The sequence below is a fragment of the Streptomyces sp. HUAS ZL42 genome, from assembly GCF_040782645.1.
In the GTDB taxonomy this organism is placed as follows: domain Bacteria; phylum Actinomycetota; class Actinomycetes; order Streptomycetales; family Streptomycetaceae; genus Streptomyces.
In genome coordinates this window covers 7,913,949-7,940,158 of record NZ_CP160403.1, presented here as the reverse complement: position 1 = coordinate 7,940,158, position 26,210 = coordinate 7,913,949, and the positions used below count along the sequence as shown (strand labels likewise).

Genomic DNA, 26,210 nt, shown 5'->3' with positions numbered 1-26,210 from the left:
CACGGACCGCTGCTCCCGCACATCGTGAGGAGGCCCCCAAGATGCGTGCAACCGTGGGCGACCAGCTTGTCCAGCACGGCAGGGTGGTCGGGCAACACGACAAGATCGGCGAGATCGTCGAAGTACTGGGCCAGGAGGGCAACCCCCCGTACCGCGTCCGCTTCGAGGACGGTCACGAGGGCCTGTGCTCGCCCGGCCCCGACACCGAGATCCGCCACAAGGACACCGGCCACTCGATCGGCCGATAGATCAGCGGGGAGGTCTCGCCGGCTGCTGGTAGTGGTCGGCGACCACCCGCTTCATCGCCCCGATCCGGTCCGCCGCCACGTCCCTGGCGGCGAAGAAGACGTGCCCGCGCACTTGCGGGTATCGGGCGGCGAGGGTGAGGTGCCGGGACAGCTCGGCCGGGTTCTGCCAGGCCGCGGGCTGTGCCGGGTCGCCCGCCTTGTACAGCGCCTCCCCCAGGTACAGCTTCGTGCGCGAGCCCCGCGCCACCTCGGCCCACCAGGGCACGAGCTTGGCGTAGTCGGCGGCGGCGAGACCGATGTTCCAGTACAGCTGCGGGCAGATGTAGTCGATCCAGCCCTCGCGCACCCACTTGCGGGTGTCGGCGTGGATGTCGTCGTACGACTGCAGGGCCCTGGTGTCCGAGCCGCGCGGGTCGCTTGAGGCGTTGCGCCACACCCCGAAGGGGCTGATCCCGAACTGCGTGGTGGGCCGGATCCGCTTGATGCGGGCGGCGGTCTCCCGCACCAGCCTGTCGATGTTGTCGCGGCGCCAGGCGGCCCGGTTCGGGAAGGCGGCGCCGTAGGCGTCGTACGCGGCGTCGTCGTCGAAGGTCTGGCCCGCCACCGGGTACGGGTAGAAGTAGTCGTCGAAGTGCACGGCGTCGACGGGGTACTTGCGCACCGCGTCGAGCATCGCGTCCTGGACGAAGGCGCGGACCTGCGGCAGACCCGGGTTGTAGTAGAGCTTCCCGCCGAAGCGGACCACCCACTCCGGATGCCTGCGGGCGGGGTGGGAGGCGACGAGCCTCGTCGGGTCGCCGTGGGTCGCGATCCGGTACGGGTTGAACCAGGCGTGCAGTTGCAGCCCCCGGGCGTGGGCCTGCGCGACGGCCGTGCCCAGCGGGTCCCAGCCCGGGGCCTTGCCCTGGGTGCCGGTGAGGACCTGCGACCACGGCTCGTACGGCGAGGACCACAGGGCGTCCGCGGCGGGCCGCACCTGGAGGATCACCGTGTTGAGGCCGCTGCGGACCGCCAGGTCGAGCCGGGCGATCAGCTCGGCGCGCTGCTGGGCCGCGGTCAGGCCCGGGCGGGACGGCCAGTCGCGGTTCGCCACGGTGGCGATCCACATGCCCCGCATCTCGGTCGCCGCGCGCCGGGGGTGCCCCGCGGCGGGCGCCGAGCCCATCGCCAGCGTCGACAGCGCGGCCAGCGCGAATGCCCGCCGGGTCACTCGCCCCATCTTCACAAACACCCCCATACTCTGCGGATCCGCGCGTCGCGGATCGTCTTCGCGCCCAAGGATGCCGTACCCGGGCGATCGATCATCGATACTTGGGAGTAACGTGCACGATCGGAGCAGGCGCCGAACCACGGCAAGTCTGCCGAAGCCCTAGAACAGCGAAGGGGACGATGTGACGGACATCCCGGCAGGAGACATCGCGCGCGTCGGAGTGGTCGGCTGTGGCCAGATGGGAGCGGGCATCGCCGAGGTGTGCGCCCGGGCCGGACTCGACGTGAAGGTCGCCGAAACCAACGGCGAGGCCCTGGAGATCGGCCGCACCCGGCTGTTCGGCTCCCTGGCCAAGGCCGCCGAGCGCGGCAAGATCACCGAGGAGGAGCGGGACGCCACCCAGGCGCGCCTCGGCTTCACCACCGACCTCGGCGAGTTCGCCGACCGGGATCTGGTGATCGAGGCCGTTGTCGAGAACGAGCAGGTCAAGACCGAGATCTTCCAGGTGCTCGACCAGGTCGTGACCCGGCCGGACGCGATCCTGGCCTCCAACACCTCCTCGATCCCCCTGGTGAAGCTGGCGGTGGCGACCTCCCGCCCCGACCAGGTCGTCGGGATCCACTTCTTCAACCCGGCCCCGGTGCAGCAGCTGGTCGAGCTGATCCCGGCGCTCACCACCTCCGAGGGCACGCTGAGCCGGGCGCAGCTGTTCACCGAGAAGCTCCTCGGCAAGCACGCCATCCGCGCCCAGGACCGCTCCGGCTTCGTGGTGAACGCGCTGCTGATCCCCTACCTGCTCTCCGCGATCCGGATGTTCGAGTCGGGCATCGCCAGCCGCGAGGACATCGACAACGGCATGGAGATGGGCTGCGCCCACCCCATGGGCCCGCTGAAACTGTCCGACCTGATCGGCCTGGACACGGTGGCGTCGGTGGCGCATTCGATGTACGAGGAGTTCAAGGAGCCGCTGTACGCCGCTCCTCCGCTGCTGCAGCGCATGGTCGAGGCGGGCCGGCTGGGTCGCAAGACCGGCTCCGGCTTCTACACCTACGGCTGAGCGCACAGTGCACGTTCCAGGGTGCTGATTACACAGTGCGACGCCCATGGGCCCGGTACCGCAGACGGTACCGGGCCCACGGCATTCACACACCGTGTGCGCGCCGGGCACGCATATGCCGCTCGCACACTCTCCCCACGCATCCACCAGGCGAGTTGACTCTCCATGCGCATGCAAGGGATGTGAGACGACTACGGAAAGGAGCGGACACGTGACCGCCGATCCCGAGCATCCCGTGGTCCATGGAGAACTCGCAGAGTTACGGCGCCGGCTCGACGTGGCATACGCCCGCGTCGAGGGCGGGCTGGCCCTGCTCACGCACCGCACCGAGGAGACCGCCAAGGAACTGGACGAACTGAGCACCCGGATCGTCACACTGGAACACGCACGCTGGCCGCTGCCCGCGGTAGCGGCCGTCACCTCCGTGGGGGCGCTCGTGGTGGCCGTATGGCAGGCCCTCGGGCACTAGCCATCAGGGCGCGGTGGGGGGTCGGGTCACGCGTCCTGCCCGAGCCTGAGGTGGTGCAGGAGCAATAACGCTGCCGCCATGTTGGCGGCCGGGACCTCGCCGCGGGCGACCATGTCGGGAACGAGTTTGAGGGGGACCCATTCCCGGCGGTCGGACTCGAAGTCGTCCACGGGGTGTCCGACGTACGTGCCTTCGTCCGCCCAGTAGATGTGGTGCCGGGCGTCGGTGAGGCCGTTGGACGGCTCCACACTCATGAGGTGGTGCAGGGGTCCCGGCCGCCAGCCGGTCTCCTCCTCGAGTTCCCTGGCGGCCGCGCGGGCGATGTCCTCGCCGTCCTCGACGACGCCCGCCGCGAGTTCCCACCCCCAACTGTCGGTGATGAAACGGTGGCGCCACAGAAGGAGGACCTCATTGGCCTCGTTCACCACCGTGGCCACGGCAACGGGCCGCAGCCGTATGAGGAAGTGGTCGAGATGCCGGCCGTCCGGCAACTCGACGTCTGCGAGATTGACGCTGAACCAGCGGTTTTCATACACAGTTTGTTCGTTCTGTTTCGTCCACTGCACGGTTCTGCCACCTTCCGCCGAGTAAGTGGCAATATCGCAGCAGGAGCGGATTCTCAGCAGGCGCACAGGAAGCCACTCGCAGCGCAGCGGTGGGCGCAGTTGACTCCCTGTCGATTACAGCGGTACGCGCAGTGCGCCGTCGATGAGTTCGGCGGCCTCGGCCGTCCCGGCGCAGCCGCTGCGCACCAGGTGCTCGCGGACCGCCCGGAGTCTGTCGCGCAGCCGCTGGGACTCCATTCCGCGGGCCTGTTCGGCCATCTGCACCGCCATGGCCACCGCCTTGTCGGCGTTGCCCTGGCGGAGTTCGATCGTGCTGAGCATGGCGAGCCGGTGCACCCGGCCCCGGTCGTGGGCGGGGTTGTCCACGGCGGCCGTGGCGTGCTCCGCGGCGGCCTGCAGGTCGCCGAGGCTGAGGAGCGCCTCCGCCACCTGGACGTTGACCAGGCCCGGCTGGACATACCCGGTCTCGTCGGGTTCGTATCCGCGCCGGATGCGTTCGGCGGCCTGCTCGGCACGCCGGATGCAGGACAGGGCGCTCGTCCCGTCGCCCAGATGTGCGTACGCCTTGGCCTGCATCGCGTACAGGTCCGAGGCGAGCGCTGGCGTGATGTGCTTGCCGGCGGCCCGCAGCGCGGCCTCCGCGAAGGCGACGGCCTGCCGGTACTCCCGCATGAACAGCGACTGGTTGACGAGCAGGGCGATCACATAGGCCCCAAGTCCCCGGTCCCCGCTGGCCTTCGCGAGCCGCAGCGCCTGGTGGAAGTAGCGCTGGGCGAGGCCGTGGGCGTCGGAGTCGTAGGCGCAGATCCCGGCGACCGCTACCAACCCGCCGGTGGCGCGGTGCAGTTGGCGGCCCGTCTCGTCGGTGTAGCTGCCGCGCAGCAGCGGCGCGGCCTCCGCGTTGAGAAAGCCGACGATGCGGCTGCGGGTCGCTATGCCGCCGGCCTTGCGGTACATCTGCTCGTAGTGGGCGCGGGCCGCGCGCAGCATCTCGATGTCGGCGGGGGTGACCCGGTGCCGCCCACCGCGCGAGACGTCGACGTCCTCGGGAGGGTTCTCCCACTCCCACACGGGCATCACGGCGGGCGTTCCCGTGACGGCGGGCGCGCCGAGGATGTGCGGGCGCTGCTGCTCGTCGGAGCGCCACAGGGCGGTGGCCCGCTCGACGAATCCGGAGAGGGAGGTGCCGTGCGGGGTCGACGGCTCGCCCGGGACACCGAGGCCGATGTCGTCGAGCGTGACCGTTCGGTGCAGCCGCGCGGCGAGCACCTCGCAGATCAGGTCGGGCACCTGGCCGCGGGGGCGCTGGCCCTTCAACCATCGTGCCACGGCGGTGTGTTCGTAGCGTAGGGCGAGGCCGCGCGCGCGTCCCACCTGGTTGACGTGCGCGGCCAGGCCCGCGTGCGAGATCCCGGCCTCGTCCAGGATCGCGTCGAGCAGTGTGTTGGGCTGCATTGATGCCCCCCGGTGCCTCGGTGCCGACAGCGTAGTGCGTCCGCCTTCACACGGGGTGTGAACGGAGTACGCGAATCCGGGCTGTACGCGCACTGTTGCGGAGAGTTTCCAGCCGGTTGACTGAAATGCCTCGCAAAGAGGCCGGCCGGGCCGCCGGCTCCCCCTCGTACAGTGCGGCGGCCCGCATTCGCGCCGTCCGCCCAGCTGCCTGCCCGACACTCCGTGGCGGGGCGGACGGTCGCGCCGGCGCCGACGCTGCGCTGGCAACGCGACACGGCCCCGCGCCCCTGAGGAGTTGGTGGCAGGGCGGTTCGGTCGTTCGCCGGTGAGTTCACCGACCCAGGGGCGCGGGGAACTGCGCGACCAGCCACGACGAATCCGCAGCCGGCAGACAGCGCAGTCCCCGCGGCGATCAGCCCCTGAGCACCGCCCCTGTGCGCTCGCCCGCGAGGGCGACCGCCGCGTCCCGGGCAGCGGACGCCTCGTCGACCGTCAGCGTCCGATCACCCGCGCGGAAGCGCAACGCGTACGCCAGCGACTTCTTGCCCTCACCGAGCTGGTCGTCATTGACGTAGACGTCGAACAACCGGATGGCCTCCAGGAGTTCACCGGCGCCCTCGCGCAGGGCCTCCTCCACCGCCGCGTGCGGGACGAACTTGTCGACCACGAGGGCGACATCCTGCGTGGCGACCGGGAACGTGGAGATGCCCGGGGCCTGCGGGGTGTCGTCGCCGACCCGCTCCAGCACGTCCAGGTTCAGCTCCATCGCGCAGGCGCGCTCCGGCAGGCCCAGGGCCTTCAGGACGCGCGGATGCAGCTCACCGGCGTGGCCCACGACCGTCTCCGTGCCGTCGATGACGACCACGAGCTCGGCGCAGCGGCCCGGGTGCCACGGCCCGTACTGGCCCTTGCGGACGATCAGTTCGGCGCCGGTCTCCTTGGCCACCGTACGCGCGGCCTCGACCGCGTCGGCCCAGTCGACCGGACGGCCCTTGCCCCACCAGCCGGCCTGCTCGCGGGCGCCCGCGAGGACGACGGCGACGTGGCGCGGCTGCTCGGGCAGCGCGGCGTTCAGCTCGGCGAGCTCCTCGTCCGTGGGACGCCGGTCGACGGGCAGGGCGGCGGCGACCTTCTGCTCCTCGCGCGGGTGGAAGACCAGCCCGGTCTCGAACAGCGACAGATCGTGCGAACCGCGCCCGTCGTTGCGCCGCAGGGCACCCAGCAGGCCCGGCAGCAGCGACGTCCGGAGCGCGGGCTCCTCGTCGTTGAGCGGGTTGGTCAGCCGGACGACGCGGCGGGCGGGGTCGTCGGCCTCCAGACCGAGCTGGTCGAAGACCTGCTCGCTGATGAAGGGGTAGTTCGGCGCCTCGACGTACCCGGCACCGGCCAGCGCCCTGCCGATGCGGCGGTGCAGCCGCTGCCGGTGGGTCAGGCCGCGGCCCGACGGGGGCTTGGGAAGCGTGGACGGCAGGTTCTCGTAGCCCTCGAGGCGGATGACCTCCTCGGCCAGGTCGTTCGGCTCGGCGAGGTCGGGACGCCAGGACGGCACGGTGACGATCAGCTCGTCCTGCCCGTACACGTCGCAGCCGATCTCCTGCAGACGGCGTACGACGGTCTCGCGGCCGTAGTCGACGCCGGCGACCTTGTCCGGGTGGTTGGCCGGGGTGGCGATGGTGCGCGGCGCGGACGCCGCGACGACCTCGGTGACGCCCGCCTCCGCCGTACCGCCCGCGAGCAGCACCAGCAGGTCCACCGTGCGCTGGGCGGCCGCGGCCGCGGCCTGCGGGTCGACCCCGCGCTCGAAGCGGCGGGACGCCTCGGAGGACAGCTTGTGGCGGCGGGCCGTGCGCGCGATCGACACGGCGTCGAAGTGGGCGGCCTCGATGACGACGTCGGCCGTGGCGTTCTCCACGTCCTCGTGGTCGGCGATCTCGGTGTTGGCGCCGCCCATGACGCCGGCGAGGCCGATCGGGCCGCGCTCGTCGGTGATCACCAGGTCCCCGGCGTCCAGTGTGCGGGTGACGCCGTCGAGGGTGACGAGCTTCTCGCCCGCCTCGGCCCGGCGCACGCCGATGGTGCCGTGGACGAGCCCCCGATCGTACGCGTGCAGCGGCTGGCCGAGCTCCATCATCACGTAGTTGGTGATGTCGACGGCGAGCGAGATCGGGCGCATGCCGACCTTCTGCAGCCGGCGCTGCAGCCAGATCGGGGAGCGGGCCTCGGGGCTCAGGCCGGTGACCGTGCGGGCGGTGAAGCGGTCGCAGCCGATCGCGTCGGAGACCTGGACCGGGTAGCCGAACGCGTTCGGGGCCGGTACGTCGAGCAGCGCCGGGTCGCGCAGCGGCAGACCGTAGGCGATGGCGGTCTCGCGGGCGACGCCGCGGATGGACAGACAGTCGCCGCGGTTGGCGGTGACGGCGATGTCCAGGACCTCGTCGATCAGCTCGAGCAGTTCGATGGCGTCCTTGCCGACCTCGGTCTCCGGCGGCAGCACGATGATGCCCTTGGTGCCGTCGTCGCCCATGCCCAGCTCGTCGCTGGAGCAGATCATGCCGTGCGAGGTCCTGCCGTACGTCTTGCGCGCGGCGATCGCGAAGCCGCCGGGCAGCACGGCGCCCGGCAGCACCACGACGACCTTGTCGCCGACGGCGAAGTTGCGGGCGCCGCAGACGATCTCCTGGGGCTCACCGGTGCCGTTGGCGGTGCCCACGTCGACGGTGCAGAAGCGGATCGGCTTCTTGAAGCCCTCCAGCTCCTCGATGGTCAGCACCCGGCCCACGACGAGCGGGCCCTTCAGGTCGGCTCCGAGGTGCTCGACGGTCTCGACCTCGAGACCGGCCGACACGAGCTTGGCCTGGACGTCACGGCCGGTTTCGGTCGCCGGCAGGTCGACGTACTCCCGCAGCCAGGAAAGCGGGACCCGCATCAGATCTCCATCCCGAACGGCCGGGTGAACCGGACGTCACCCTCGACCATGTCTCGCATGTCTTCGACGTTGTGGCGGAACATCAGCATCCGCTCGATGCCGAACCCGAAGGCGAAGCCGCTGTACTTCTCCGGGTCGACGCCGCAGGCGGTCAGCACCTTGGGGTTGACCATGCCGCAGCCGCCCAGCTCGATCCAGCCTTCGCTGGAGCAGGTGCGGCAGGGCCGGTCGGGGTTGCCGACGGACTCGCCGCGGCAGACGTAGCACACCATGTCCATCTCGGCGGACGGCTCGGTGAACGGGAAGAAGTTCGGCCGCAGCCGGGTCTTCATGCCCTCGCCGAACAGCGACTGGACCATGTGGTCCATGGTGCCCTTGAGGTCGGCCATGGTCAGGCCCTCGTCCACGGCGAGCAGCTCGACCTGGCGGAAGACCGGGGTGTGCGTGGCGTCCAGCTCGTCGGTGCGGTAGACGACGCCGGGGCAGATCACGTAGACCGGCAGCTCACGGTCGAGCAGGGAGCGGATCTGCACGGGCGAGGTGTGGGTGCGCAGCACGACGCCGGACTCGGTGCCGCCTTCGGGCCCCTGCACGAAGAACGTGTCGTGCTCGCCGCGGGCCGGGTGGTCCGGGCCGATGTTGAGGGCGTCGAAGTTGAACCACTCGGCCTCGACCTGCGGGCCTTCGGCGACCTCGTAGCCCATGGCCACGAAGATGTCCTCGATGCGCTCCGAGAGCGTGGTGAGCGGGTGGCGGGCGCCGGCCGGTACGCGGTCGTACGGCAGCGTGACGTCCACGTCCTCCTCGACCAGCACGCGCGCGTCCCGCTCGGCCTCCAGCTCGGCCTGGCGGGCGGCGAGGGCCTTGTTCACGGCGCCGCGGGCCTGGCCGACCAGCTTGCCCGCGGCCGCCTTGGCGTGCGGGGGCAGGGCGCCGATCTCGCGGTTGGCGAGGGCCAGTGGGGACGTACCGCCGGTGTGGGCGACCTTGGCCTCCTGGAGCGCGTCGAGGGAGTCCGCGGCGGCGAAGGCGGCGAGCGCCTCGTCCCGCATGCGCTCGATCTCTTCCGGTTTCAACGCCTCGACCTCGACAGGGTCGTACGACTTATTGGGTGCCGACATCTCTTCCCGTGCTTCCGATTGGCTGGCTGAAGGTCCCCGTCACCGACTCCGCGACTTCCCTGAGGGCCGTATCCGGGACACATGGGTGCCAAAGGCCGAGTCTAACGGGGTTGAGACAGGCGAATGCGCCCGCGGGCTGCTCAGGCGAGATATGCCGGAGCGCTCACGGGCAACGTAAATCGGAACTCGGCGCCGCCCTGGGGGGCGCGGCCGACCGTGATGGTGCCGCCGTGGGCCTCGACGATGCCCTTGACGATGTAGAGCCCGAGGCCGGTGCCACCGCGCTTGCTGCCCCGCCAGAAGCGGGTGAAGACGCGGTTCATGGACTCCTCCGGGATGCCGGGGCCCTCGTCGCTCACCGTGACCGACGTACCGGTGTCCTCCCCTTCGCGGGGGGACGCCGAGGGCGTGACGTCAATCGTGACGGTTCCCTCACCGTGGCGCACTGCATTTTCCAGCAGGTTGCTGAGCACCTGGTCGATCTTGTCGGGGTCGGCCCACAGGGCCGGCAGCGGCTGTTCCAGACGCAGCAGGAACCGGTCGGCGGGCTGCCCGGCGGCGACGTAGGCCTGGATGTGCCGTCCGACGGCGGCCCCGATGTCGACGGGCTGCCGGCGCACCTCCAGCCGCCCGGAGTCGATCCGTGAGATGTCGAGCAGCTCGGCGATGAGCCGGGTGACGCGGTCGGCGTCGGCGTCGACCGTCTCCAGCATGAGCCGCTTCTGGTCGTCGGTGAACCGTTCCCACTTGGCGAGGAGCGTGGCGGTGAAGCCCTTCACGGAGGTGAGGGGCGAGCGCAGCTCGTGGGCCACCGTCGCTATCAGCTCGGCGTGGCTGCGTTCGGTCCGGCGGCGGGCCTCGGTGTCGCGCAGGGAGACGACGACGCGGCTGACTGGGCCGGTGGGCTCGGTACGGACGTACCGCGCGGACACCAGGACCTCGCGCCCGCCCGGGAGCAGCAGGTTCCGCTCGGGCTGGCGCGCCCGGATGGCGAGCCCTCCGTAGGGGTCGGTCAGCGGCCACCAGCGCCGCCCCTCCAGGTCCTCTAACGGCAGGGCCTTCTCCAGGCGCTGCCCGAGGGCGTCGGCGGCGGGGACGTCGGTGATGCGCGCGGCGGCGGCGTTGAAGCAGATGACGTTGCCGTGCTCGTCGGCCACGACCAGGCCGTCGGGCAGCTCGTCGGGATCGATACCGAACTCGGCGGGATCGCCGGCCCCGGACACGGACGGCCGGCGCCCGTCCCGCGCGCCCGGTGCGCTGCTGGTGCCGACGCTCATCCCCGTACCCCACCCCTCAGACCGTTCCAGTGGGCCCCCGAGCTGGTCACCCTACTAGCTCTCCGTGACGGAGCGGCACCCTCCGGAGGCGCGCTGTGCACGGGCGGACGCATAGAGACATACGGCAGCCGCGGTGGCGAGGTTCAGGCTCTCGGCCCTTCCGTGGATCGGCACGCGCACGACGGCGTCGGCCAGGGCACGGGTCTCCTCCGGGAGCCCCCAGGCCTCGTTTCCGAACACCCAGGCGGTCGGCCCGCCCATGGTCCCCTTGTCGAGCTCGTCGTCGAGGTCCCGGTCGCCCGCGCCGTCGGCGGCGAGGATGCGTACGCCGGTGTGCTTGAGCCCTTCGACGGCCCGCTCGACGGGGACGCCGACGGCGACGGGCAGGTGGAAGAGCGAGCCGACGGAGGCGCGCACGGCCTTGGGGTTGTACAGGTCGACGGAAGCGTCGGTCAGTACGACGGCCTCGGCGCCCGCGGCGTCGGCGCAGCGCAGGACGGTGCCGGCGTTCCCGGGGTCGCGCACGTTGGCGAGCACCGCGACGAGCTTGGGGCGGGCGTCGAGGACGGCGTCGAAGGGTGTGTCGAGGAACCGGCAGATCCCGACCAGCCCCTGCGGGGTGACGGTCGTCGAGATGTCGGCGATGACCTGCTCGGCGGCGAGGTGGACGCGGGCGCCGGCGTCGCGGGCGTCACCGATGATGTCGGCGTAGCGCTCCGCGGCGTCGGGGGTGGCGAACAGTTCGACGAGGGTCGCGGTGCCGTCGTTCCCGCGATGCCCCGCCGCCTCCCGCACGGCCTGCGGCCCCTCCGCGAGAAACAGCCGCTCCTTGCCCCGGAAGTTCCGCCTGGCCAGCCGCCGGGCGGCGGAGACGCGGGGGGAGCGGGGGGAGATGAGGTCGGGGCTGGCGGGGGGCATCTACTGGTTCACCTTCAGACGACTTCTCCGCCGCAACGGCGCTCAGCCTGGGCGGCGGTATTCGGCGGTGCCGAACCCGGGGAAAACGACGCGCAGCGTGTTACTGGCGCCGCGCATGTTTCGCTCCCCCGCGCTTGCGGGGTGCCGCTGCGCTGCGCGGACGCAGCAGGACCCGCAGGCCTCCGCAGCCTGCGGGTCCTTCAGTCACGTCGGCCGAAGCCAGCGCAGCGTCACGCGGCCTTCGGGGCGTTGACGTCCGCCGGGAGGGCCTTCTGCGCGGCCTCGACGAGCGCGGCGAACGCGGTCGCGTCGTTGACGGCCAGCTCGGCGAGGATCTTGCGGTCGACCTCGATGTTCGCGGCCTTCAGACCCTGGATGAAGCGGTTGTACGTGATGCCGTTGGCGCGGGCAGCGGCGTTGATGCGCTGGATCCACAGCTGACGGAAGTCGCCCTTGCGCTTCTTGCGGTCGTTGTAGTTGTAGACCAGCGAGTGGGTGACCTGCTCCTTGGCCTTGCGGTACAGACGCGAACGCTGACCGCGGTAGCCGGAGGCCTGCTCGAGGATCGCCCGGCGCTTCTTGTGGGCGTTGACTGCCCGCTTGACGCGTGCCACTTGTTAACTCCTTGTAGCGGGGCCGCGGTTGGACTCACACGGCCCGGAAACGATTGGGTCCCGGTCCTGACTGCGCACGACGCTCACGCGCCGCCGTGTCACTTGCCGAGAAGCTTCTTGATCTTCGCGGCGTCGCCCGGGGCCATCTCGGCGTTGCCGGTGAGGCGACGCGTCACGCGGGACGACTTGTGCTCGAGCAGGTGGCGCTTGCCGGCGCGCTCACGGAGCACCTTGCCGGAGCCGGTGACCTTGAAGCGCTTGCTGGCACCGCTGTGCGACTTGTTCTTCGGCATAGCGCCGTTCTCTCCTCGTCGGTGGCGCTCCGATGCCCGGTCACGAAAACCGGGCACGGTGGAGCGTCGTTGTTTCGGTTACGTCCTGGGGACTCGCGCCCCCCGGGATCACGCCTCGGCGGAAGCCTCGGCAGGGGCCTCGGCGTCCACGACGCTGTCGGCGTCCGCGGCGTTCTGCGACTTGCCGGGGTTGGCCTTCGCGGACGCCTTGCGGGCCTCCTGCGCCTGGCGGGCCTCGGCCATCGCCTCGGTCTTCTTCTTGTGCGGACCGAGAACCATGATCATGTTGCGGCCGTCCTGCTTCGGGTTCGACTCGACGAAACCGAGGTCCTGGACGTCCTCCGCGAGCCGCTGCAGCAGCCGGTAGCCCAGCTCGGGCCGGGACTGCTCGCGACCACGGAACATGATCGTGATCTTGACCTTGTCGCCCTGCTTGAGGAACCGGACGACGTGACCCTTCTTGGTGTCATAGTCGTGCGGGTCGATCTTCGGCCGGAGCTTCATCTCCTTGATGACCGTGTGCGCCTGGTTCTTGCGCGCCTCACGGGCCTTCATGGCCGACTCGTACTTGAACTTCCCGTAGTCCATGAGCTTGCACACGGGCGGACGGGCGTTCGCCGCGACCTCGACCAGGTCCAGGTCGTACTCCTGCGCAAGCTCCAGTGCCTTCGCCAGCGGGACGATGCCCACCTGCTCGCCACTGGGACCGACAAGTCGCACCTCGGGAACGCGAATCCGGTCGTTGATGCGGGGCTCGGCGCTGATGGATCCTCCTCGGTTAGCACCACACGGCGGTCTGGCGGACAGCCGCGTATGTCTCTCGTTCGTTAGACCTAACCGCGCCGAAGCACAAAAAATGCCCCGGACGATCACAGGCGGGGCTCCAAACGCACTACCGGAGCAACCGCCGCGGTGATCCGCGGGGCGCGCTTTCGGGCGACTCCATCGTCCGTACGGAACGATGGTGGCCGCCTGACCGGGGTGACCCGCCGTCCCTGAGGACGGCCAGGTGGGAGATCGGAGCCTCCACTTGTGGGCCGAGCACAGCTGTGTCCGGCCGGTCGTCACACAAGGTTAGCAGCTACCCGGGGGTGGTGCTAACCGACGTGCACCGGGGCCTATCGTGTGGGACATGAGTGACACCCCTGAGTCCGCCGAGGGCCCCGACTTCGACGAGATGACCCGCGACATCGCCGAGGTCCCCGCCGTCGAGGTGATCGTGACGGTCGCGGTCAACCTGATGAGCGCCGCCGCCGTGAAGCTCGGTCTGACGGAGGAGGGCGAGAAGCACAAGGACCTGGACGAGGCCCGCAAGCTGGTGCACGCCCTGGCCGGCCTGCTGGACGCCGGCGCGACCGAGATCAGCTCCTTCCACGCGGCCCCGCTGCGCGACGGCCTGAAGTCGCTCCAGCTGGCCTTCCGCGAGGCGTCGATCGTCCCGGACGACCCGGGCCAGGGCCCGGGCGAGAAGTACACCGGGCCGGTCTACGGCTAGGGCCTGTACGGCGTATCAAGTCGCAGGGAAGCAGCGGCATCTGATCAGCGCGGATGGGCGTGCCAGGCCCCGCGTCTGCGGCAGGATCCGCCGGACAGGCCCCAGGTCACCCGCACAGTTCATCCCCGTACGTACAAGGGCTCGCCGGGGGGCGTCGCGTCGGCCGGCAGCAGTGCCAGGTCGAGGCCGCGCACCAGGCGGGCCCTGAGCGTTTCGTCGGCCGCGAGGCGCCCGGCGACGGCACGGGCCGCCTCGGCCGGGGTGGCCGCCGGGTCCAGAACCAGGGCGAGGGTGCCGTCGGCCTGTCCCGGCCCGAGGTGTGCGCGGAGCACGGCGGGCTCGGCGGCCACCGCGGTGCGCACCGCCTCGACGACGGCCGGGTCGGCGAGCGGGTCGGTCGTCGTGCGGCCCTCGGCGAGGGCCAGCAGAGCCGGTCCCGTCAGCTCGTACGGCACGGGTCCCGCCATGTCCAGCACGATGGTGTCCGCCTTCTCGTGCGCCGCGGCCTGCAGGGCCTGGTGCAGGGGTACGGCGACGGGGCGGGCCCCCGGGTCCCAGCGGGCCAGCGAGTCGGTGGACGTGAAGGCGGGCAGGGCCGTGCGGTTCCCCGCCTTCAGGGTCGGTACGGCCATGTCGCTGGTCTTCTCGCGGCGCAGCCCGTTCTCGTCCTCCTCGACCTCACCGAGCACGGCCACGACGGGGACGAGCAGCCGGGCGCCCTTGAGCGCCTCCAGGAGGGGCTCCACGGCGGTGCGGTCCTCGGCCCAGGCCGCGAGGGCGGCGCTCAGCCGGGGGTCGGCGGAGCCGTCGTCGTCGGAGAAGCCCGGGTCGGGAATGTTCTTGTTCGCCACGGTCCCGACCCTATCGAGGGGATGCTGCTGGGCTTGTGCGGCCCCCGAAACCGGGGGGACACAGGCCTCACGGGAATCTCAGATTTCCCTGACACACATCTAACGTCCGTCTAACGGCACGCACAGTCGACCCCCCGAGCATCACGGGCATGGAGTCTCGCAGAGCCCGTCGCAGCCGCCGTGCTCGTCCCTTCCGACCCTTCCGACGCCGCGCCCTCCTTTCCACCGCACTCGCCTCCGTGGCCGTCGTCGGGGCCACGGCGGCGGGGACCGTGTACGTGAAGGCGCAGGCGCACTCCGGTGCGCAGACCGTATCGTCGGCGGCGACGCCGTCGGCCTCGCCGTCGTCATCGGCCTCGGCCTCGGCCTCGGCGGACGGGGAGGAGTCGGTGGAGCCTGTGGCAGAGCCTGTGACGGACTACGGGAAACTGCTGGCCGCGGCCATGCGCGCCGTGACCGTGGAGGACGGGGCGGAGGTTTCCGTGGCCGTGCTCGACGTGGACTCCGGCGACAGCGCCTCCCACGGCGACGGCGTCTTCGACACGGCGAGCATCGTCAAGGTGGACATCCTGGCGACGCTGCTGCTCCAGGCCCAGGACGCGGGCCGGCACCTCACGGCCGCCGAGAAGTCGTACGCAGCCGCGATGATCGAGAACAGCGACAACGCGGCCGCGTCGGCGCTGTGGCGGACGATCGGGAAGGCGAAGGGGCTCGAGGCCGCGAACGAGCGGTTCGGGCTCACCGGCACCGAGGGCGGCGACGACATGCTGTGGGGGCTGACCCAGACCACGGCCGCCGACCAGCTCACGCTGCTCCAGCAGGTGTTCGGGGAGGACTCGGAGCTGAGCGAGGCCTCGCGGACGTACCTTCAGGGGCTGATGGGGCGGATAGCCGACGGCCAGCGCTGGGGTGTCTCGGCCGCCGCGGACGGCTCCGCGTGGGCGCTGAAGAACGGCTGGCTGCCTCGTAGTACGACCGGCCTGTGGGACATCAACAGCATCGGGCGCGTGACGGCAGGCGGTCACGACTGTCTGGTGGCCGTGCTCTCCAAGGGCAGCACGACACAGGCGAAGGGAATCTCGCTGGCGGAGGCGGCTGCGAAGGCGGCGGTGTCGGTCTTCACCGGGGACAGCCCGTCGGCAAGCGCGTCTGCCTCCGCGTCGGTCTCCTAGAGGCTCGGGCTCCAAGGGCCGGCCGAAGCCCGCCCGGCTCGCGTCCGGTCAGAAGCCGGCGTGGTCCTCACGGCGCCCGCGCCACACCACGACCGCCACCACCAGCAGCACGCCCCCGATGCTGCCCGCCAGCGGACCCGCCCAGCTCGACGTGTCGTCGTCCGACTCGGCGGCGTCGGGGCCGGAGCCGAAGTACTTCTCGCCGTAGGACGCGGACCGCAGGCCTTCCGGTTCGATGCGGGCGGCGGCCTTGATGGCGGCGGCGGGGTCGACGAAGCCGAAGCCGCGGGAGTCGTCGCGGCCGCCGGACGGTGCGTTCCGCGCGGTGTCCTCCAGGAGCTCCTTGATCTGAGCCGGGGTCAGGCCCGGGTGGGCGGCCTTGACGAGGGCCACGGCACCGGAGACGAAGGCGGAGGCGGCGCTGGTGCCCCAGCCCTCGTAGTACTTGTGGTCCGGATCGGCGATGACGACGTCGTCGCCGGGGGCGCTCACCGTGGCGTACCAGCGGCGGGTGGAGAAGGAGGCGCGGGTGCCGTACTTGTCGACGGCGGTGACGGCGATGACACCCGGGTAGGCGGCCGGGTAGGAGATGTGGTCGCCCTTCTCGCCGCCGTTGCCGGCCGAGGCGACGACGACGGCGCCCTTCTTCAGGGCGTACTGGACGGCCTCGTCCTCGGCGGGCTCGGGATGCGCGGAGGCGGAGTCGTCGCCCAGCGAGAGGTTGATGACGTCGGCACCCTGGTCGGCGGCCCAGCGGATCCCCTCGGCAAGGGCGTTGCCGCGGGTGCGGCGGGCCTCGGCGCGGGCCGGGTCGCCGTCCTCGAGGATCACGCGGACGGGGAGGATCCTGGCTTCCGGCGCGATGCCCATGACGCCGTCCGCGTCGCCGTAGCCGTGTCCGTGCCCCGCGATGATGCCGGCCATCGCGGTGCCGTGGCGGGCCCAGGCGCGGTCACCGGGCTTCGCGCCGAAGCCGACCATGTCCTTGCCGGTGAGGACGTTCCCCTCGAGGTCGGGGTGGTCGGCCTCGACGCCGGTGTCCAGGACGGCGACGGTGATGCCCTTGCCCTTGGTGGTCCGCCAGGCCTCCTGGGTGTGCATGGCGTCCAGGGCCCACTGCTGGCCGCGTATGCCGTCGGCGTGCGCGGGGGTGGTGGGCAGGACGGAGAGAGATGCGGCGAGGAGACAGCCGAGGAGCGCGGCCCGGTGCGTCGTACGGCTGCTCATGAGGGCTGCTCCGTGGGCGAGGTGGCGGTCCTGCGCAGGCTCCGCTCGATGCGGTCGGCGAGGCCCTGTGCCTCGTTGCCGAGGCCGGCCTGACCGGGGGCCGTGGTGGCGCCGGACTGCGTGGCCTGCTCGGCGGGCTGCGGGATGTCGACGGTGCGGCCGTCGGCCCAGCCGGAGACGGCGTAGACGACGACGGGGGCGTCGGTGAGAACGGAGATGCTCCAGGAGGCCCGCTGCTTGTCGCCGAACGCGGCGGCGACGGTGTCCTTGGCGGCGTAGGGGCGGGGCATCAGGTCCGTACGGCTCGCGAGGCCCTCCTTCTCGAACCTGGCGGCCAGGGAACGCATACCGGCCGCGTCAGCGGTGGTGAAGAGCATGCCGACGGTGGTGACGTAGCTCTGTGTGGCGTCGGTGTAGGTGGCACGCAGGAGGCGGTCGCAGCCGACGGGGGCGAGGACCTGGCGCAGGAGCGGGTCGAAGGCGTTCGTGCAGCCGGCGTCCGGCGCGACGGCGATCCGCGTCCATGTGCGGTCCGCGCCGCCGGGGCCCGCGCCCTGTCCGTCCACGGTGGGCGGGAACAGCCGGTCGACCGGGACGCTGTGCCACAGGCTCCCGGCGGCGGTGTAGGCGCTCTGCTCGGCGCCCTCGCCGGAGTCCCCGACGAGCCAACTCCCGGTCACGGCCCCGCCGATGAGCCCCAGACCGAGTACGGCACACGCGGCCGCCACGGCGGTACGCGCCCGCAGTCGCCCGCCCAGCGGTCTGGGCCGCGCACGGTCGTCGTACACCTCGGGCTCCCCGAGATGCACGACGGGTCGCCCGGCACCGAGGCTCCCGCCCGGCGTCATGGCGCTCCAGGAGAGGGCCGGGTCGGGGGCGAAGGCGGCGCCCCCGGTGTCCGGTTCTGCGGTGGGGTCCTTGGGGACGGGGCGCAGGCGTGCGGTGGTCTCCGACGTGGTCTCGACGGGTGCGCCGGCGGGGCGGGTCGGTACGCCGGGACGGTGGAACGGCCGTGGCGGTATACCGCCCGCCACGGGCTTGCCGGCTATGCCCGACGGGCCGGCCCCGGCGTTACCGCGCACCTTTGCGCCCTCCGTCGCCGACTCGGGCGTCGTGGCACCCTCGCGCCGCACCTCGCCGTCGTCGTGGCCGGTCGTCGGCGGGGCGTCCGGAAAGCGCGCCGAGGCCGGCGGCGGGGGCGGCGTCGTGGGGGCCGCGGGCCGCGGGGGTGTGGCCCGCGGGCTCGGGAAGCGGGGCGCGGAGGACGACGAACCGGACTCGGAGCGGGCCGCGCCGCTGTCCCGATCACCGGAGCCGGCCTCGTCGGTGTCCCGGCCGGCTGAGAAGACCGCACCGACGTCGGGCCGGTCCCAGGGCGACCAGGCCCTCGTGCGCGGCGCGGAACGGGTGCCCGGCAGGGCGCCCCGGGTGTCCGCGGGTGTCCGCGGGCCGCGGGGCGGGGTGGGGGTGCCCGCCGGATCCGCGCCGGTCGGAGGTGCCGCCGGGGGGTCCTCCGGGGTGCGCGGGGCTTCCGGGGCGGGTCGGCCGGCGTTCGTCGGCGGCTGGGTCGGTCGCGGGGGCGTGCCGGGGCGTGGGGGGATGGAGGCGCGGCGCGCTTCGGTGCTCATGCACCCCCCGTTCCCTCGTGCCCGGGCTGTTCTCGTCGTGCGCGGGCCGTCGTGACCGGCGTGCCCCGGCGGCCCGGAGCGAAGCGGTCCGTACCCGGCACGCATACCCGCACGGGCGGACCGGCACCCCGGCTCGGGCGTACGACCGGGCGTTCCTCCGTGCGTGCGCGTCACTCTACGTCTTGTTGCCGGGCGAGCGGGAACCAGTCCGCGACCACGGGGCATCTGCCCGGAACGTCCCCCTACCCTGCGGTAATCCTGTCTGGCAGGCTTCGTTCATGACTGCGCGCGCCGCCGACCGGGCCCGTTACGACCGGGCCACCGCTCATCTCGACGCCCCTCTCGCCATCGTCGACCTGGACGCCTTCGACGCCAACGCGGACGATCTCGTCCGCCGCGCGGGCGGCAAGCCGATCCGCGTCGCCAGCAAGTCCGTACGCTGCCGCGCCCTGCTGGAACGCGTCCTGGCGAAGGACGGCTTCGCGGGCATCATGTCCTTCACCCTCGCCGAATCCCTGTGGCTGGCGCGGTCGGGGTTCGACGACGTGCTCCTCGCCTATCCGTCGGCGGACCGGGCCGGTTTCGCCGAACTGGCCGGCGATCCCAAGCTCGCCGCCGCGGTCACCGTCATGGTCGACGACGTCGCCCAGCTCGACCTCATCGACGCCGCACGCGGCGGTGGGCGCGAAGTCGTGCGCGTCTGCCTGGAGTTGGACACCGCGCTGAAGCTGCTCGGCGGCCGGGTTCGAGTGGGGGCGCGGCGCTCGCCGTTGCACTCCCCCACCCAAGTCGCCGACCTGGCACGGGCGGTGGCCCGGCGGCCGGGGTTCAAGGTCGTGGGGATCATGGCGTACGAGGGGCACATCGCCGGTGTCGGTGACGCCGTCGCCGGGCGGCCGCTGCGCTCGCGCGCCGTGCGCCTGATGCAGGCCACCGCGCGACGTGAACTGACCGAGCGGCGGGCCGCGGTCGTGCGGGCGGTCCGGGCCGTCGTACCGGACCTGGAGTATGTCAACGGCGGCGGCACCGGAAGTGTGCAGCACACCGCCGCGGAGGACGCGGTCACCGAGATCGCGGCCGGGTCCGGGCTGTACGTCCCTCGGCTCTTCGACAACTACACGTCGTTCAGCGGGCGTCCGGCCGCCCTGTTCGCCCAGCCCGTCGTACGGCGGCCGGGGGTGGGTGTCGTGACGGTGCTGGGCGGCGGATATCCGGCGTCGGGCGCGGCGGGGCGCGACCGGCTGCCCGTGCCGTATCTGCCGGAGGGGCTGCGCTACGACCCGCAGGAGGGACCCGGCGAGGTGCAGACCCCGCTGCTCGGCTCCCCGGCCGACGACCTGCTCATCGGCGACAAGGTGTGGTTCCGGCACGCCAAGGCCGGTGAGCTGTGCGAGCGGTTCGAGGTGCTGCATCTGGTGGAGGGCGACTCGGTGACGGCGACCGTGCCGACATACCGGGGCGAGGGACACACGTTCCTGTAGGTCACTGCCCGGACGGGCCGATGCCGCTGCCCACACCGCCCCCCGTGTCCGCGTCGCCGACCGGCCGGATCCCCTTGGTGATCCGGTCCATGTCGGCCGGCGGCGGTCCGTCCTCGCCCGCGTCGAAGACGTAGCGGACGACGATCGGAGACTCGGTGCCGACGCTGGAGGGGAACACCAGCGACTGGACGTAGCCGCCCGGCCCCTCGGCCGTCCTCACGCGCCAGCGCACGTAGTACCCGGCACGTCCGGCGACGGCGACCTGACCGGACGCCACGACCTGGTGGGACTCGATGCCACCGTAGGGGCGTGCGCCGACGAGGTCCCGGTCGTAGGCGTCGTCGGCGGCATCGGTGATGTCCGCCTCGGCGAGGGCCCGGGGGGAGGCCCCGGCGTCACCCGTCACCGTGCGGGAGATGACCAGGCCGTGCCGGCACACACCCGGGTCGCCGGGGCAGTCGTAGGTGCCGTCCGTGGTCATGACGACGTCGGGCTGGGCGACGTACTCGGGCCTGACCCAGCCGTCGAGCAACGGCAGGGTGATGCCGTTGAGTTCGTCGACCACGACGGACGGGTCGTCGGCGGAGGGTTCGGAGGCGGACGCCGACGGCGACGGAGTCTCGCTCGTCTGCGCCGGCGCGGAAGTCGCGGCGGTCGGTACCGCGTTCGCCTCCGAACCGTCGCCGTCGCGGAGGAAGACGGCTCCCGTCACGATCGCCGCCACGAGGACGGCCCCGGCGGCGGTGAGGGCGACGGCCTTCGCGCGGGCGGAGCCCCCGTCGGCCGACGGCGACGGGGGTCCGGGCGGTTCGCCGGGGGTGCGCCGGTGCCCGGTCCAGACCGTGCCGTCCCACCAGCGCTCCAGGTGTGGGGCGGACGGGTCGCGGTACCAGCCCGGCGGAGGCGTCAAGCTCATTCCGGCACTGTAGGACGAGCCCTACAGGGGTGTGACGTATGCACCCGAAATCCCGCCGTCGACCAGGAAGTCGGTGGCGTTGACGAAGGAGGAGTCGTCGCTGGCCAGGAAGGCGACGGCGGCGGCGATCTCGTCGGCCTCGGCGAACCGGCCGAGCGGGATGTGGACGAGCCGGCGCGCGGCCCGCTCCGGGTCCTTCGCGAACAGCTCCTGCAGAAGCGGGGTGTTGACCGGCCCCGGGCACAGGGCGTTGACGCGGATGCCCTCGCGGGCGAACTGGACACCCAGTTCGCGGGACATGGCCAGGACACCGCCCTTGGAGGCCGTGTACGAGATCTGCGAGGTCGCCGCGCCCATCCTGGCCACGAAGGAGGCCGTGTTGATGATGGAGCCCTTGCCCTGCCGCCGCATGTACGGGATGGCGGTCTTGCAGCACAGGTAGACGGAGGTGAGGTTGACCTCCTGGACGCGCTTCCATGCCTCCAGTCCGGTCTCCAGGATGGAGTCGTCGTCGGGCGGGGAGATGCCCGCGTTGTTGAAGGCGATGTCGACGCTGCCGTAGGTGTCGTACGCGGTCCTGAACAGGGCTTCCACCTGTTCGGCGTCGGTGACGTCGACCTTCACGAAGATCCCGCCGACCTCCTCGGCGGCTGCCTTGCCGCGCTGCTCGTCGACGTCGGCGCAGACGACGTGCGCGCCCTCGGAGGCGAGCCGGCGGGCGGTGGCGAGGCCGATCCCGCTGCCGGCTCCGGTGACGACGGCCGTACGGCCCACCAGGCGGCGGCAGATGCTCTCTTCGGTCTTGTCGGTCATGAGGGGCTCAGGCCTCCGTGCTGATGAAGACGTTCTTGGTTTCGGTGAAGGCGGCCAGGGCGTCCGGGCCGAGCTCGCGGCCGATGCCGGACTGCTTGAAGCCGCCGAAGGGGGTCCAGTAGCGGACGCTGGAGTGGGAGTTGACGGACAGGTTGCCGGCGCGGACGGCGCCCGACACCCGCAGTGCGCGGCCCACGTCCCGCGTCCAGATGGACCCGGAGAGGCCGTAGTCGGTGGCGTTGGCGAGCCGGATCGCGTCCGCCTCGTCGTCGAAGGGCAGGACGACGGCGACCGGCCCGAAGACCTCCTCGACGGCCACGCGCGCGTGCGGGTCGACGCCGGTGAGGACGGTGGGCGGGAACCAGAAGCCGGGGCCTTCGGGGGCCTTGCCCCGGATGCCGGGGGCGTCGGTGCCGACGTACGAACGGACGCGCTCCAGCTGGACCTTGGAGATCAGCGGGCCCATCTGCGTCCGCTCGTCCGCGGGATCGCCGACGAGGACGGACTCGATCGCGGGGGCGAGGAGGTCGAGGAAGCGGTCGTACGCGGTGCGCTGGACGAGGATCCGGGTGCGGGCGCAGCAGTCCTGACCGGAGTTGTCGAGGAAGGACATGGGCGCGGCGGCCGCGGCGGCCTCGAGGTCGGCGTCCGCGAAGACGATGTTGGGGCTCTTGCCGCCGAGTTCGAGAGTGACGCGCTTGAGGAGGGCCGAGCCCTTTGCCAACACCTGTTTGCCCACGGCCGTCGACCCGGTGAAGACGATCTTTGCGACGCCGGGGTGCTCGACGAGTGCGTTGCCGGCGACGGGGCCGTGACCGGGCAGCACCTGGAAGAGTCCCTCGGGCAGCCCGGCGTCCAGCGCGAGTTCGGCCATCCGCAGGGCCGTCAGCGGGGTCGTCTCGGCGGGCTTGAGCAGGACCGCGTTGCCCGCCGCGAGCGCCGGGGCGGTGGCCCAGGCCGCGATCGGCATGGGGAAGTTCCAGGGCGCGATCACGCCCACGACTCCGAGCGGTTCGAGGATCGTGACGTCCAGGCCGCCCGGCACCGGGATCTGGCGGCCGGTCAGCCGCTCCACCCCGCCGGCCGCGTAGTCGAGCAGGTCACGGACGTTGCCCGCCTCCCAGCGGGCGTTGCCGACGGTGTGCCCGGCCTCGCGGACCTCCAGCCGCGCCAGCTCTTCGAGGTGTTCGTCGACCGTGAGCGCGAACCGGCGCAGCAGCCGCGCCCGGTCCGCGGGCGGCAGGGCCGCCCACCGGGTCTGCGCCTGCGCGGCCCGTACGACGGCGGCGTCCACGTCGGTCGCGGTGGCGGCGGGGACGGTGGCGACGACCTCCTCGGTGGCCGGGTTGAGGACCTGGAGCTCACGCCCGTAGGACTGCTCGATCGACTCGTTGGACAAGGAAGGGCCTTTCACATGCGTTCGAAGGAGCGGCGCAGCTCCCAGTCGGTGACCGCCGCGTCGAAGGCGTCCAGTTCGACGCGCGCCATGTTGCGGTAGTGCGCGACGACCTCGTCGCCGAAGGCGGCCTGGGCGATCGGGCTGTTCTCCCAAAGTTCGGCGGCCTCGCGGAGCGTGGTGGGCACGTGCTCGTACTCGGCGGTGTAGGCGTTGCCGGGACAGGCCTCGGGCAGCTCCAGTTTCTGCTCGATGCCGTACAGCCCGGCCGCCACCAGTCCGGCCACGGCCAGATGCGGATTCACGTCGCCGCCGGGCAGCCGGTTCTCGAAGCGCAGGGAACGGCCGTGGCCGACGACTCGGAGGGCGCAGGTGCGGTTGTCGTAGCCCCACGCGACGGCTGTCGGGGCGAAGGAGCCCTTCTGGAACCGCTTGTAGGAGTTGATGTTGGGGGCGTACAGGAGCGAGAAGTCGCGGAGCGCGGCCAGCTGGCCGGCGAGGAAGTGCCGCATGACCTCCGACATGCCGCCCTCGCCTTCACCCGCCATGGCGTTGTTGCCTGCGGTGTCCGCGAGCGAGAGGTGGATGTGGCAGGAGTTGCCCTCGCGCTCGTTGTACTTGGCCATGAAGGTCAGGGAGACGCCCTCCTGGGCGGCGATCTCCTTGGCGCCGGTCTTGTAGATGGCGTGCTGGTCGCAGGTGACGAGAGCCTCGTCGTAGCGGAAGGCGATCTCGTGCTGGCCGGGGTTGCACTCGCCCTTGGCGGACTCGACGGTGAGGCCGGCGCCGGCCATCTCGTTGCGGATCCGCCGGAGCAGGGGCTCGATCCGCCCGGTGCCGAGGACCGAGTAGTCGATGTTGTACTGGTTGACCGGAGTGAGCCCCCGGTAGTTGGCGTCCCAGGCCTGCTCGTAGGTGTCCTTGAAGACGATGAACTCGAGCTCCGTGCCGACCTGGGCGGTGAAGCCGTGCTCGGCGAGGCGCTGGAGCTGGCGGCGCAGGATCTGCCGGGGAGCGGCGGCCACGGGCGATCCGTCGTTCCAGGCGAGGTCGGCGACGAGCATGGCCGTGCCGGCGTTCCACGGCACGCGGCGCAGGGTGGACAGGTCCGGGTGCATGGCGAAGTCTCCGTAGCCGCGCTCCCAGGAGGACATCGCGTAGCCGTCGACGGTGTTCATGTCGGCGTCGACGGCGAGGAGGTAGTTGCAGCCCTCGGTGCCGTGGTGGAGGACCTCGTCGAGGAAGAACCGGGCGGCGAACCGCTTGCCCTGGAGCCGCCCCTGCATGTCGGGGAAGGCCAGGACCACAGTGTCGATCTCTCCGCTCGCGACGAGGGCGTGCAGCTCCTCGACGCCGAGCGGGGGTGTGCGGTCTGCCACGGGAAAGCCTCCTTCGGCTTCTTCAATACAGCCGGGAGCCATAAGGTATTGCCGAGAACCATTGCTTGGGAAGGGGGCACGGCCACATGTCGGTGGACACGAACGGCGGTCCGGACGACCGCCTGACGCCGGTACTGCGGCCGGTGCGGGCGGGCAACGGCTTCGAAGAGGCACTCGAGCAGATCCTCCAGGTCGTGCGGCTCGGGCTGGTGCCGGGCGGGGAGCGGCTTCCGGCCGAGCGGGAGCTCGCGGAGCGGCTCGGGATCAGCCGTGTGACGCTGCGCGAAGTACTGAAGGTGCTCCAGGACCAGGGTCTCGTCGAGTCCCGCAGGGGGCGGTACGGCGGGACGTTCGTGCTGCCCCGTACGGACGCGGGCGGCGAGGACGAGTTGCGCCGCCGGATCGCCGAGGTCGACATCGAGGACGTCCTGCGCTTCCGGGAGGTGCTGGAGGTGGGCGCGGCCGGGCTGTGCGCGGCGCACGGACTGACCGACGAGCAGGCGCGGCGGCTGCGCGAGGCGCTGGCCCGCACGCACGAGGCGCCGCTGGCGGAGTACCGCCGCCTGGACACGATGCTTCACCTCACGCTGGCCGAACTGTGCGGATCGCCGTCGCTGACCGCGCGGTACGCGGCGGTACGGGCGACAGTGAACGACCTGCTGGACTGCATCCCGCTGCTCGTACGGAACCTGGAGCACTCGCAGCGCCAGCACGTCGCGCTGGTCGAGGCGGTGCTTGACGGGGACGCGGACGGGGCGCGGGAGATGATGCGTGAGCACTGTGCGGGGACGGCGGCGCTGCTGAGGGGGTTCCTGGCGTGAGAATGGGTACGAACAAAGGTTTCAGAGCAGTCCATTGAGCGGGCGGGAGGTCACATGGCGGGCAGGCCGCTGATCGGTGTCAGTACGTACCTGGAGGCCGGGGCGCGCTGGGGCGTGTGGGAGCTGGACGCCGCGCTGCTGCCGGCCGGGTACCCGCGGCTCGTGCAGCGGGCGGGCGGGCTGGCCGCGATGCTGCCGCCGGACGACCCTGCGCAGGCGGCGGCGACGGTGGCCCGGCTGGACGGCCTGGTGATCGCGGGCGGCCCGGACGTCGAGCCGGTCCGCTACGGCGCCGAGCCCGACCCGCGGACAGGGCCGCCGGCACGCGAGCGGGACGCCTGGGAGCTGGCCCTGATCGAGGCGGCGCTGGACGCGCGCGTGCCGCTGCTGGGCATCTGCCGGGGCATGCAGCTGCTGAACGTCGCCCTCGGCGGCACGCTGGTCCAGCACATCGGCGGGCACGCGGACGTGGTGGGCGTCTTCGGCCGGCATCCGGTCAAGCCGGTGCCGGGCACGCGGTACGCGGATGCCGTCCCGGAGCAGGCGGCCGTGCCGACGTACCACCACCAGGCGGTGGACCGCCTCGGCACGGGTCTGATCGCATCGGCACACGCGGAGGACGGGACGGTGGAGGCGGTCGAGCTGCCGCAGCAGGACGGGGCCGCCGGGTGGGTGCTCGGGGTGCAGTGGCATCCGGAGATGGGCGAGGACGTGCGGGTGATGCGGGCGCTGGTGCGGGCGGCGGGTGGGTGACCTCTCAGCCAACCGAGTCGGGTGGTGGGTGGACATAGGCCCGGGGGGCCAAGAGGCGGAGCCCCCTGGCGGGATCGAAGGGGCGGAGCCCCTGGGGATGGGACCAGTAGGACGGCGGGGGCGA

Annotated in this window: 25 protein-coding genes; 8 read left to right on the top strand and 17 right to left on the bottom strand. The window is 71.9% G+C overall.

Features of this window, described 5'->3' with window-relative positions; translation table 11 throughout:
• The first annotated feature begins 41 nt into the window (after nucleotides 1-41).
• Complete coding sequence (locus ABZO29_RS36170) at nucleotides 42-248, top strand: DUF1918 domain-containing protein (RefSeq protein WP_367324412.1); 207 nt, start codon at nucleotides 42-44, stop codon at nucleotides 246-248.
• A 1-nt stretch (nucleotide 249) separates the two neighbouring features.
• Here ABZO29_RS36170 and ABZO29_RS36165 read toward each other — a convergent pair whose 3' ends face one another.
• Nucleotides 250-1,467, bottom strand: coding sequence for a glycoside hydrolase family 10 protein (locus tag ABZO29_RS36165; RefSeq protein ID WP_367324411.1), 1,218 nt, complete (start codon nucleotides 1,465-1,467; stop codon nucleotides 250-252).
• Between the two features lie 172 nt (nucleotides 1,468-1,639).
• On the opposite strand from ABZO29_RS36165, the gene ABZO29_RS36160 reads away from it, so the two are divergent.
• Both ABZO29_RS36160 and ABZO29_RS36155 read left to right on the top strand, forming a co-directional pair.
• Nucleotides 1,640-2,515 (top strand): 3-hydroxybutyryl-CoA dehydrogenase, encoded by an 876-nt coding sequence (locus ABZO29_RS36160; protein ID WP_367324410.1) that lies wholly within the window; start codon nucleotides 1,640-1,642, stop codon nucleotides 2,513-2,515.
• Nucleotides 2,516-2,726: 211 nt separating this feature from the next.
• The gene (locus ABZO29_RS36155) at nucleotides 2,727-2,984 is read left to right on the top strand and encodes a hypothetical protein (RefSeq protein ID WP_367324409.1); all 258 of its coding nucleotides are present in this window, start codon (nucleotides 2,727-2,729) and stop codon (nucleotides 2,982-2,984) included.
• 26 nt (nucleotides 2,985-3,010) lie between these two features.
• Here the strand turns inward: ABZO29_RS36155 and ABZO29_RS36150 are convergent, their stop codons facing one another.
• From ABZO29_RS36150 to infC, 9 genes are all read right to left on the bottom strand, one after another.
• On the bottom strand, nucleotides 3,011-3,550 hold the full coding sequence (locus tag ABZO29_RS36150; protein WP_367324408.1) for an NUDIX hydrolase: 540 nt from the start codon (nucleotides 3,548-3,550) through the stop codon (nucleotides 3,011-3,013).
• 114 nt (nucleotides 3,551-3,664) lie between these two features.
• Nucleotides 3,665-5,005, bottom strand: a complete 1,341-nt coding sequence (locus ABZO29_RS36145; RefSeq protein WP_367324407.1) for a transcriptional regulator — start codon at nucleotides 5,003-5,005, stop codon at nucleotides 3,665-3,667.
• A 412-nt stretch (nucleotides 5,006-5,417) separates the two neighbouring features.
• On the bottom strand, nucleotides 5,418-7,931 hold the full coding sequence (gene pheT, locus ABZO29_RS36140; protein ID WP_367324406.1) for a phenylalanine--tRNA ligase subunit beta: 2,514 nt from the start codon (nucleotides 7,929-7,931) through the stop codon (nucleotides 5,418-5,420).
• Nucleotides 7,931-9,052, bottom strand: coding sequence for a phenylalanine--tRNA ligase subunit alpha (gene pheS / locus ABZO29_RS36135; RefSeq protein ID WP_367324405.1), 1,122 nt, complete (start codon nucleotides 9,050-9,052; stop codon nucleotides 7,931-7,933). Before pheS ends, pheT begins: the two co-directional genes overlap by 1 nt.
• Nucleotides 9,053-9,192: 140 nt before the next feature.
• Nucleotides 9,193-10,329, bottom strand: coding sequence for an ATP-binding protein (locus tag ABZO29_RS36130; RefSeq protein ID WP_367324404.1), 1,137 nt, complete (start codon nucleotides 10,327-10,329; stop codon nucleotides 9,193-9,195).
• Between the two features lie 54 nt (nucleotides 10,330-10,383).
• The gene (locus tag ABZO29_RS36125; protein WP_367324403.1) at nucleotides 10,384-11,247 is read right to left on the bottom strand and encodes a TrmH family RNA methyltransferase; all 864 of its coding nucleotides are present in this window, start codon (nucleotides 11,245-11,247) and stop codon (nucleotides 10,384-10,386) included.
• Between the two features lie 230 nt (nucleotides 11,248-11,477).
• A complete protein-coding gene (gene rplT / locus ABZO29_RS36120; RefSeq protein ID WP_196463978.1) occupies nucleotides 11,478-11,861 on the bottom strand; it encodes a 50S ribosomal protein L20 in 384 nt (127 codons plus the stop codon).
• Nucleotides 11,862-11,959: 98 nt separating this feature from the next.
• Nucleotides 11,960-12,154 (bottom strand): 50S ribosomal protein L35, encoded by a 195-nt coding sequence (rpmI, locus tag ABZO29_RS36115; RefSeq protein WP_004933563.1) that lies wholly within the window; start codon nucleotides 12,152-12,154, stop codon nucleotides 11,960-11,962.
• 108 nt (nucleotides 12,155-12,262) lie between these two features.
• Nucleotides 12,263-12,919: a translation initiation factor IF-3 gene (gene infC, locus ABZO29_RS36110; RefSeq protein ID WP_367326334.1), complete on the bottom strand. Its 657-nt coding sequence runs from the start codon at nucleotides 12,917-12,919 to the stop codon at nucleotides 12,263-12,265.
• Nucleotides 12,920-13,286: 367 nt separating this feature from the next.
• On the opposite strand from infC, the gene ABZO29_RS36105 reads away from it, so the two are divergent.
• The gene (locus tag ABZO29_RS36105) at nucleotides 13,287-13,649 is read left to right on the top strand and encodes a DUF1844 domain-containing protein (RefSeq protein WP_367324402.1); all 363 of its coding nucleotides are present in this window, start codon (nucleotides 13,287-13,289) and stop codon (nucleotides 13,647-13,649) included.
• Between the two features lie 119 nt (nucleotides 13,650-13,768).
• Here the strand turns inward: ABZO29_RS36105 and ABZO29_RS36100 are convergent, their stop codons facing one another.
• Nucleotides 13,769-14,500: an SseB family protein gene (locus ABZO29_RS36100; protein ID WP_367324401.1), complete on the bottom strand. Its 732-nt coding sequence runs from the start codon at nucleotides 14,498-14,500 to the stop codon at nucleotides 13,769-13,771.
• 149 nt (nucleotides 14,501-14,649) lie between these two features.
• Here ABZO29_RS36100 and ABZO29_RS36095 point away from each other — a divergent pair, with 149 nt between their 5' ends.
• A complete protein-coding gene (locus ABZO29_RS36095; protein ID WP_367324400.1) occupies nucleotides 14,650-15,672 on the top strand; it encodes a serine hydrolase in 1,023 nt (340 codons plus the stop codon).
• A 48-nt stretch (nucleotides 15,673-15,720) separates the two neighbouring features.
• Here ABZO29_RS36095 and mycP read toward each other — a convergent pair whose 3' ends face one another.
• Nucleotides 15,721-16,899 carry a type VII secretion-associated serine protease mycosin gene (mycP, locus tag ABZO29_RS36090; RefSeq protein WP_367324399.1) on the bottom strand — a complete coding sequence of 393 codons (1,179 nt, stop codon included), beginning with the start codon at nucleotides 16,897-16,899 and terminating at the stop codon, nucleotides 15,721-15,723.
• Nucleotides 16,896-18,527 (bottom strand): hypothetical protein, encoded by a 1,632-nt coding sequence (locus tag ABZO29_RS36085; RefSeq protein ID WP_367324398.1) that lies wholly within the window; start codon nucleotides 18,525-18,527, stop codon nucleotides 16,896-16,898. Before ABZO29_RS36085 ends, mycP begins: the two co-directional genes overlap by 4 nt.
• Nucleotides 18,528-18,805: 278 nt before the next feature.
• Between ABZO29_RS36085 and ABZO29_RS36080 the strand changes: the two genes are divergently transcribed.
• On the top strand, nucleotides 18,806-20,008 hold the full coding sequence (locus ABZO29_RS36080; RefSeq protein ID WP_367324397.1) for an amino acid deaminase/aldolase: 1,203 nt from the start codon (nucleotides 18,806-18,808) through the stop codon (nucleotides 20,006-20,008).
• Between the two features lies 1 nt (nucleotide 20,009).
• On the opposite strand, the gene ABZO29_RS36075 is transcribed toward ABZO29_RS36080, so the two are convergent.
• The 4 genes from ABZO29_RS36075 to ABZO29_RS36060 are packed head-to-tail and all read right to left on the bottom strand — an operon-like array spanning nucleotide 20,010 to nucleotide 24,512.
• Nucleotides 20,010-20,918 (bottom strand): DUF2510 domain-containing protein, encoded by a 909-nt coding sequence (locus ABZO29_RS36075; protein WP_367326333.1) that lies wholly within the window; start codon nucleotides 20,916-20,918, stop codon nucleotides 20,010-20,012.
• A gap of 27 nt (nucleotides 20,919-20,945) precedes the next feature.
• On the bottom strand, nucleotides 20,946-21,737 hold the full coding sequence (locus tag ABZO29_RS36070) for a 3-oxoacyl-ACP reductase (RefSeq protein ID WP_367324396.1): 792 nt from the start codon (nucleotides 21,735-21,737) through the stop codon (nucleotides 20,946-20,948).
• Between the two features lie 7 nt (nucleotides 21,738-21,744).
• Complete coding sequence (locus ABZO29_RS36065) at nucleotides 21,745-23,136, bottom strand: aldehyde dehydrogenase (protein WP_367324395.1); 1,392 nt, start codon at nucleotides 23,134-23,136, stop codon at nucleotides 21,745-21,747.
• 11 nt (nucleotides 23,137-23,147) lie between these two features.
• The gene (locus ABZO29_RS36060) at nucleotides 23,148-24,512 is read right to left on the bottom strand and encodes a glutamine synthetase family protein (RefSeq protein WP_367324394.1); all 1,365 of its coding nucleotides are present in this window, start codon (nucleotides 24,510-24,512) and stop codon (nucleotides 23,148-23,150) included.
• Nucleotides 24,513-24,598: 86 nt separating this feature from the next.
• Between ABZO29_RS36060 and ABZO29_RS36055 the strand changes: the two genes are divergently transcribed.
• Nucleotides 24,599-25,333, top strand: a complete 735-nt coding sequence (locus ABZO29_RS36055) for a FadR/GntR family transcriptional regulator (protein WP_367324393.1) — start codon at nucleotides 24,599-24,601, stop codon at nucleotides 25,331-25,333.
• Nucleotides 25,334-25,387: 54 nt separating this feature from the next.
• Entirely contained in the window at nucleotides 25,388-26,086 is a 699-nt protein-coding gene (locus tag ABZO29_RS36050) for a gamma-glutamyl-gamma-aminobutyrate hydrolase family protein (protein ID WP_367324392.1), read from the top strand.
• Nucleotides 26,087-26,210: the final 124 nt, after the last annotated feature.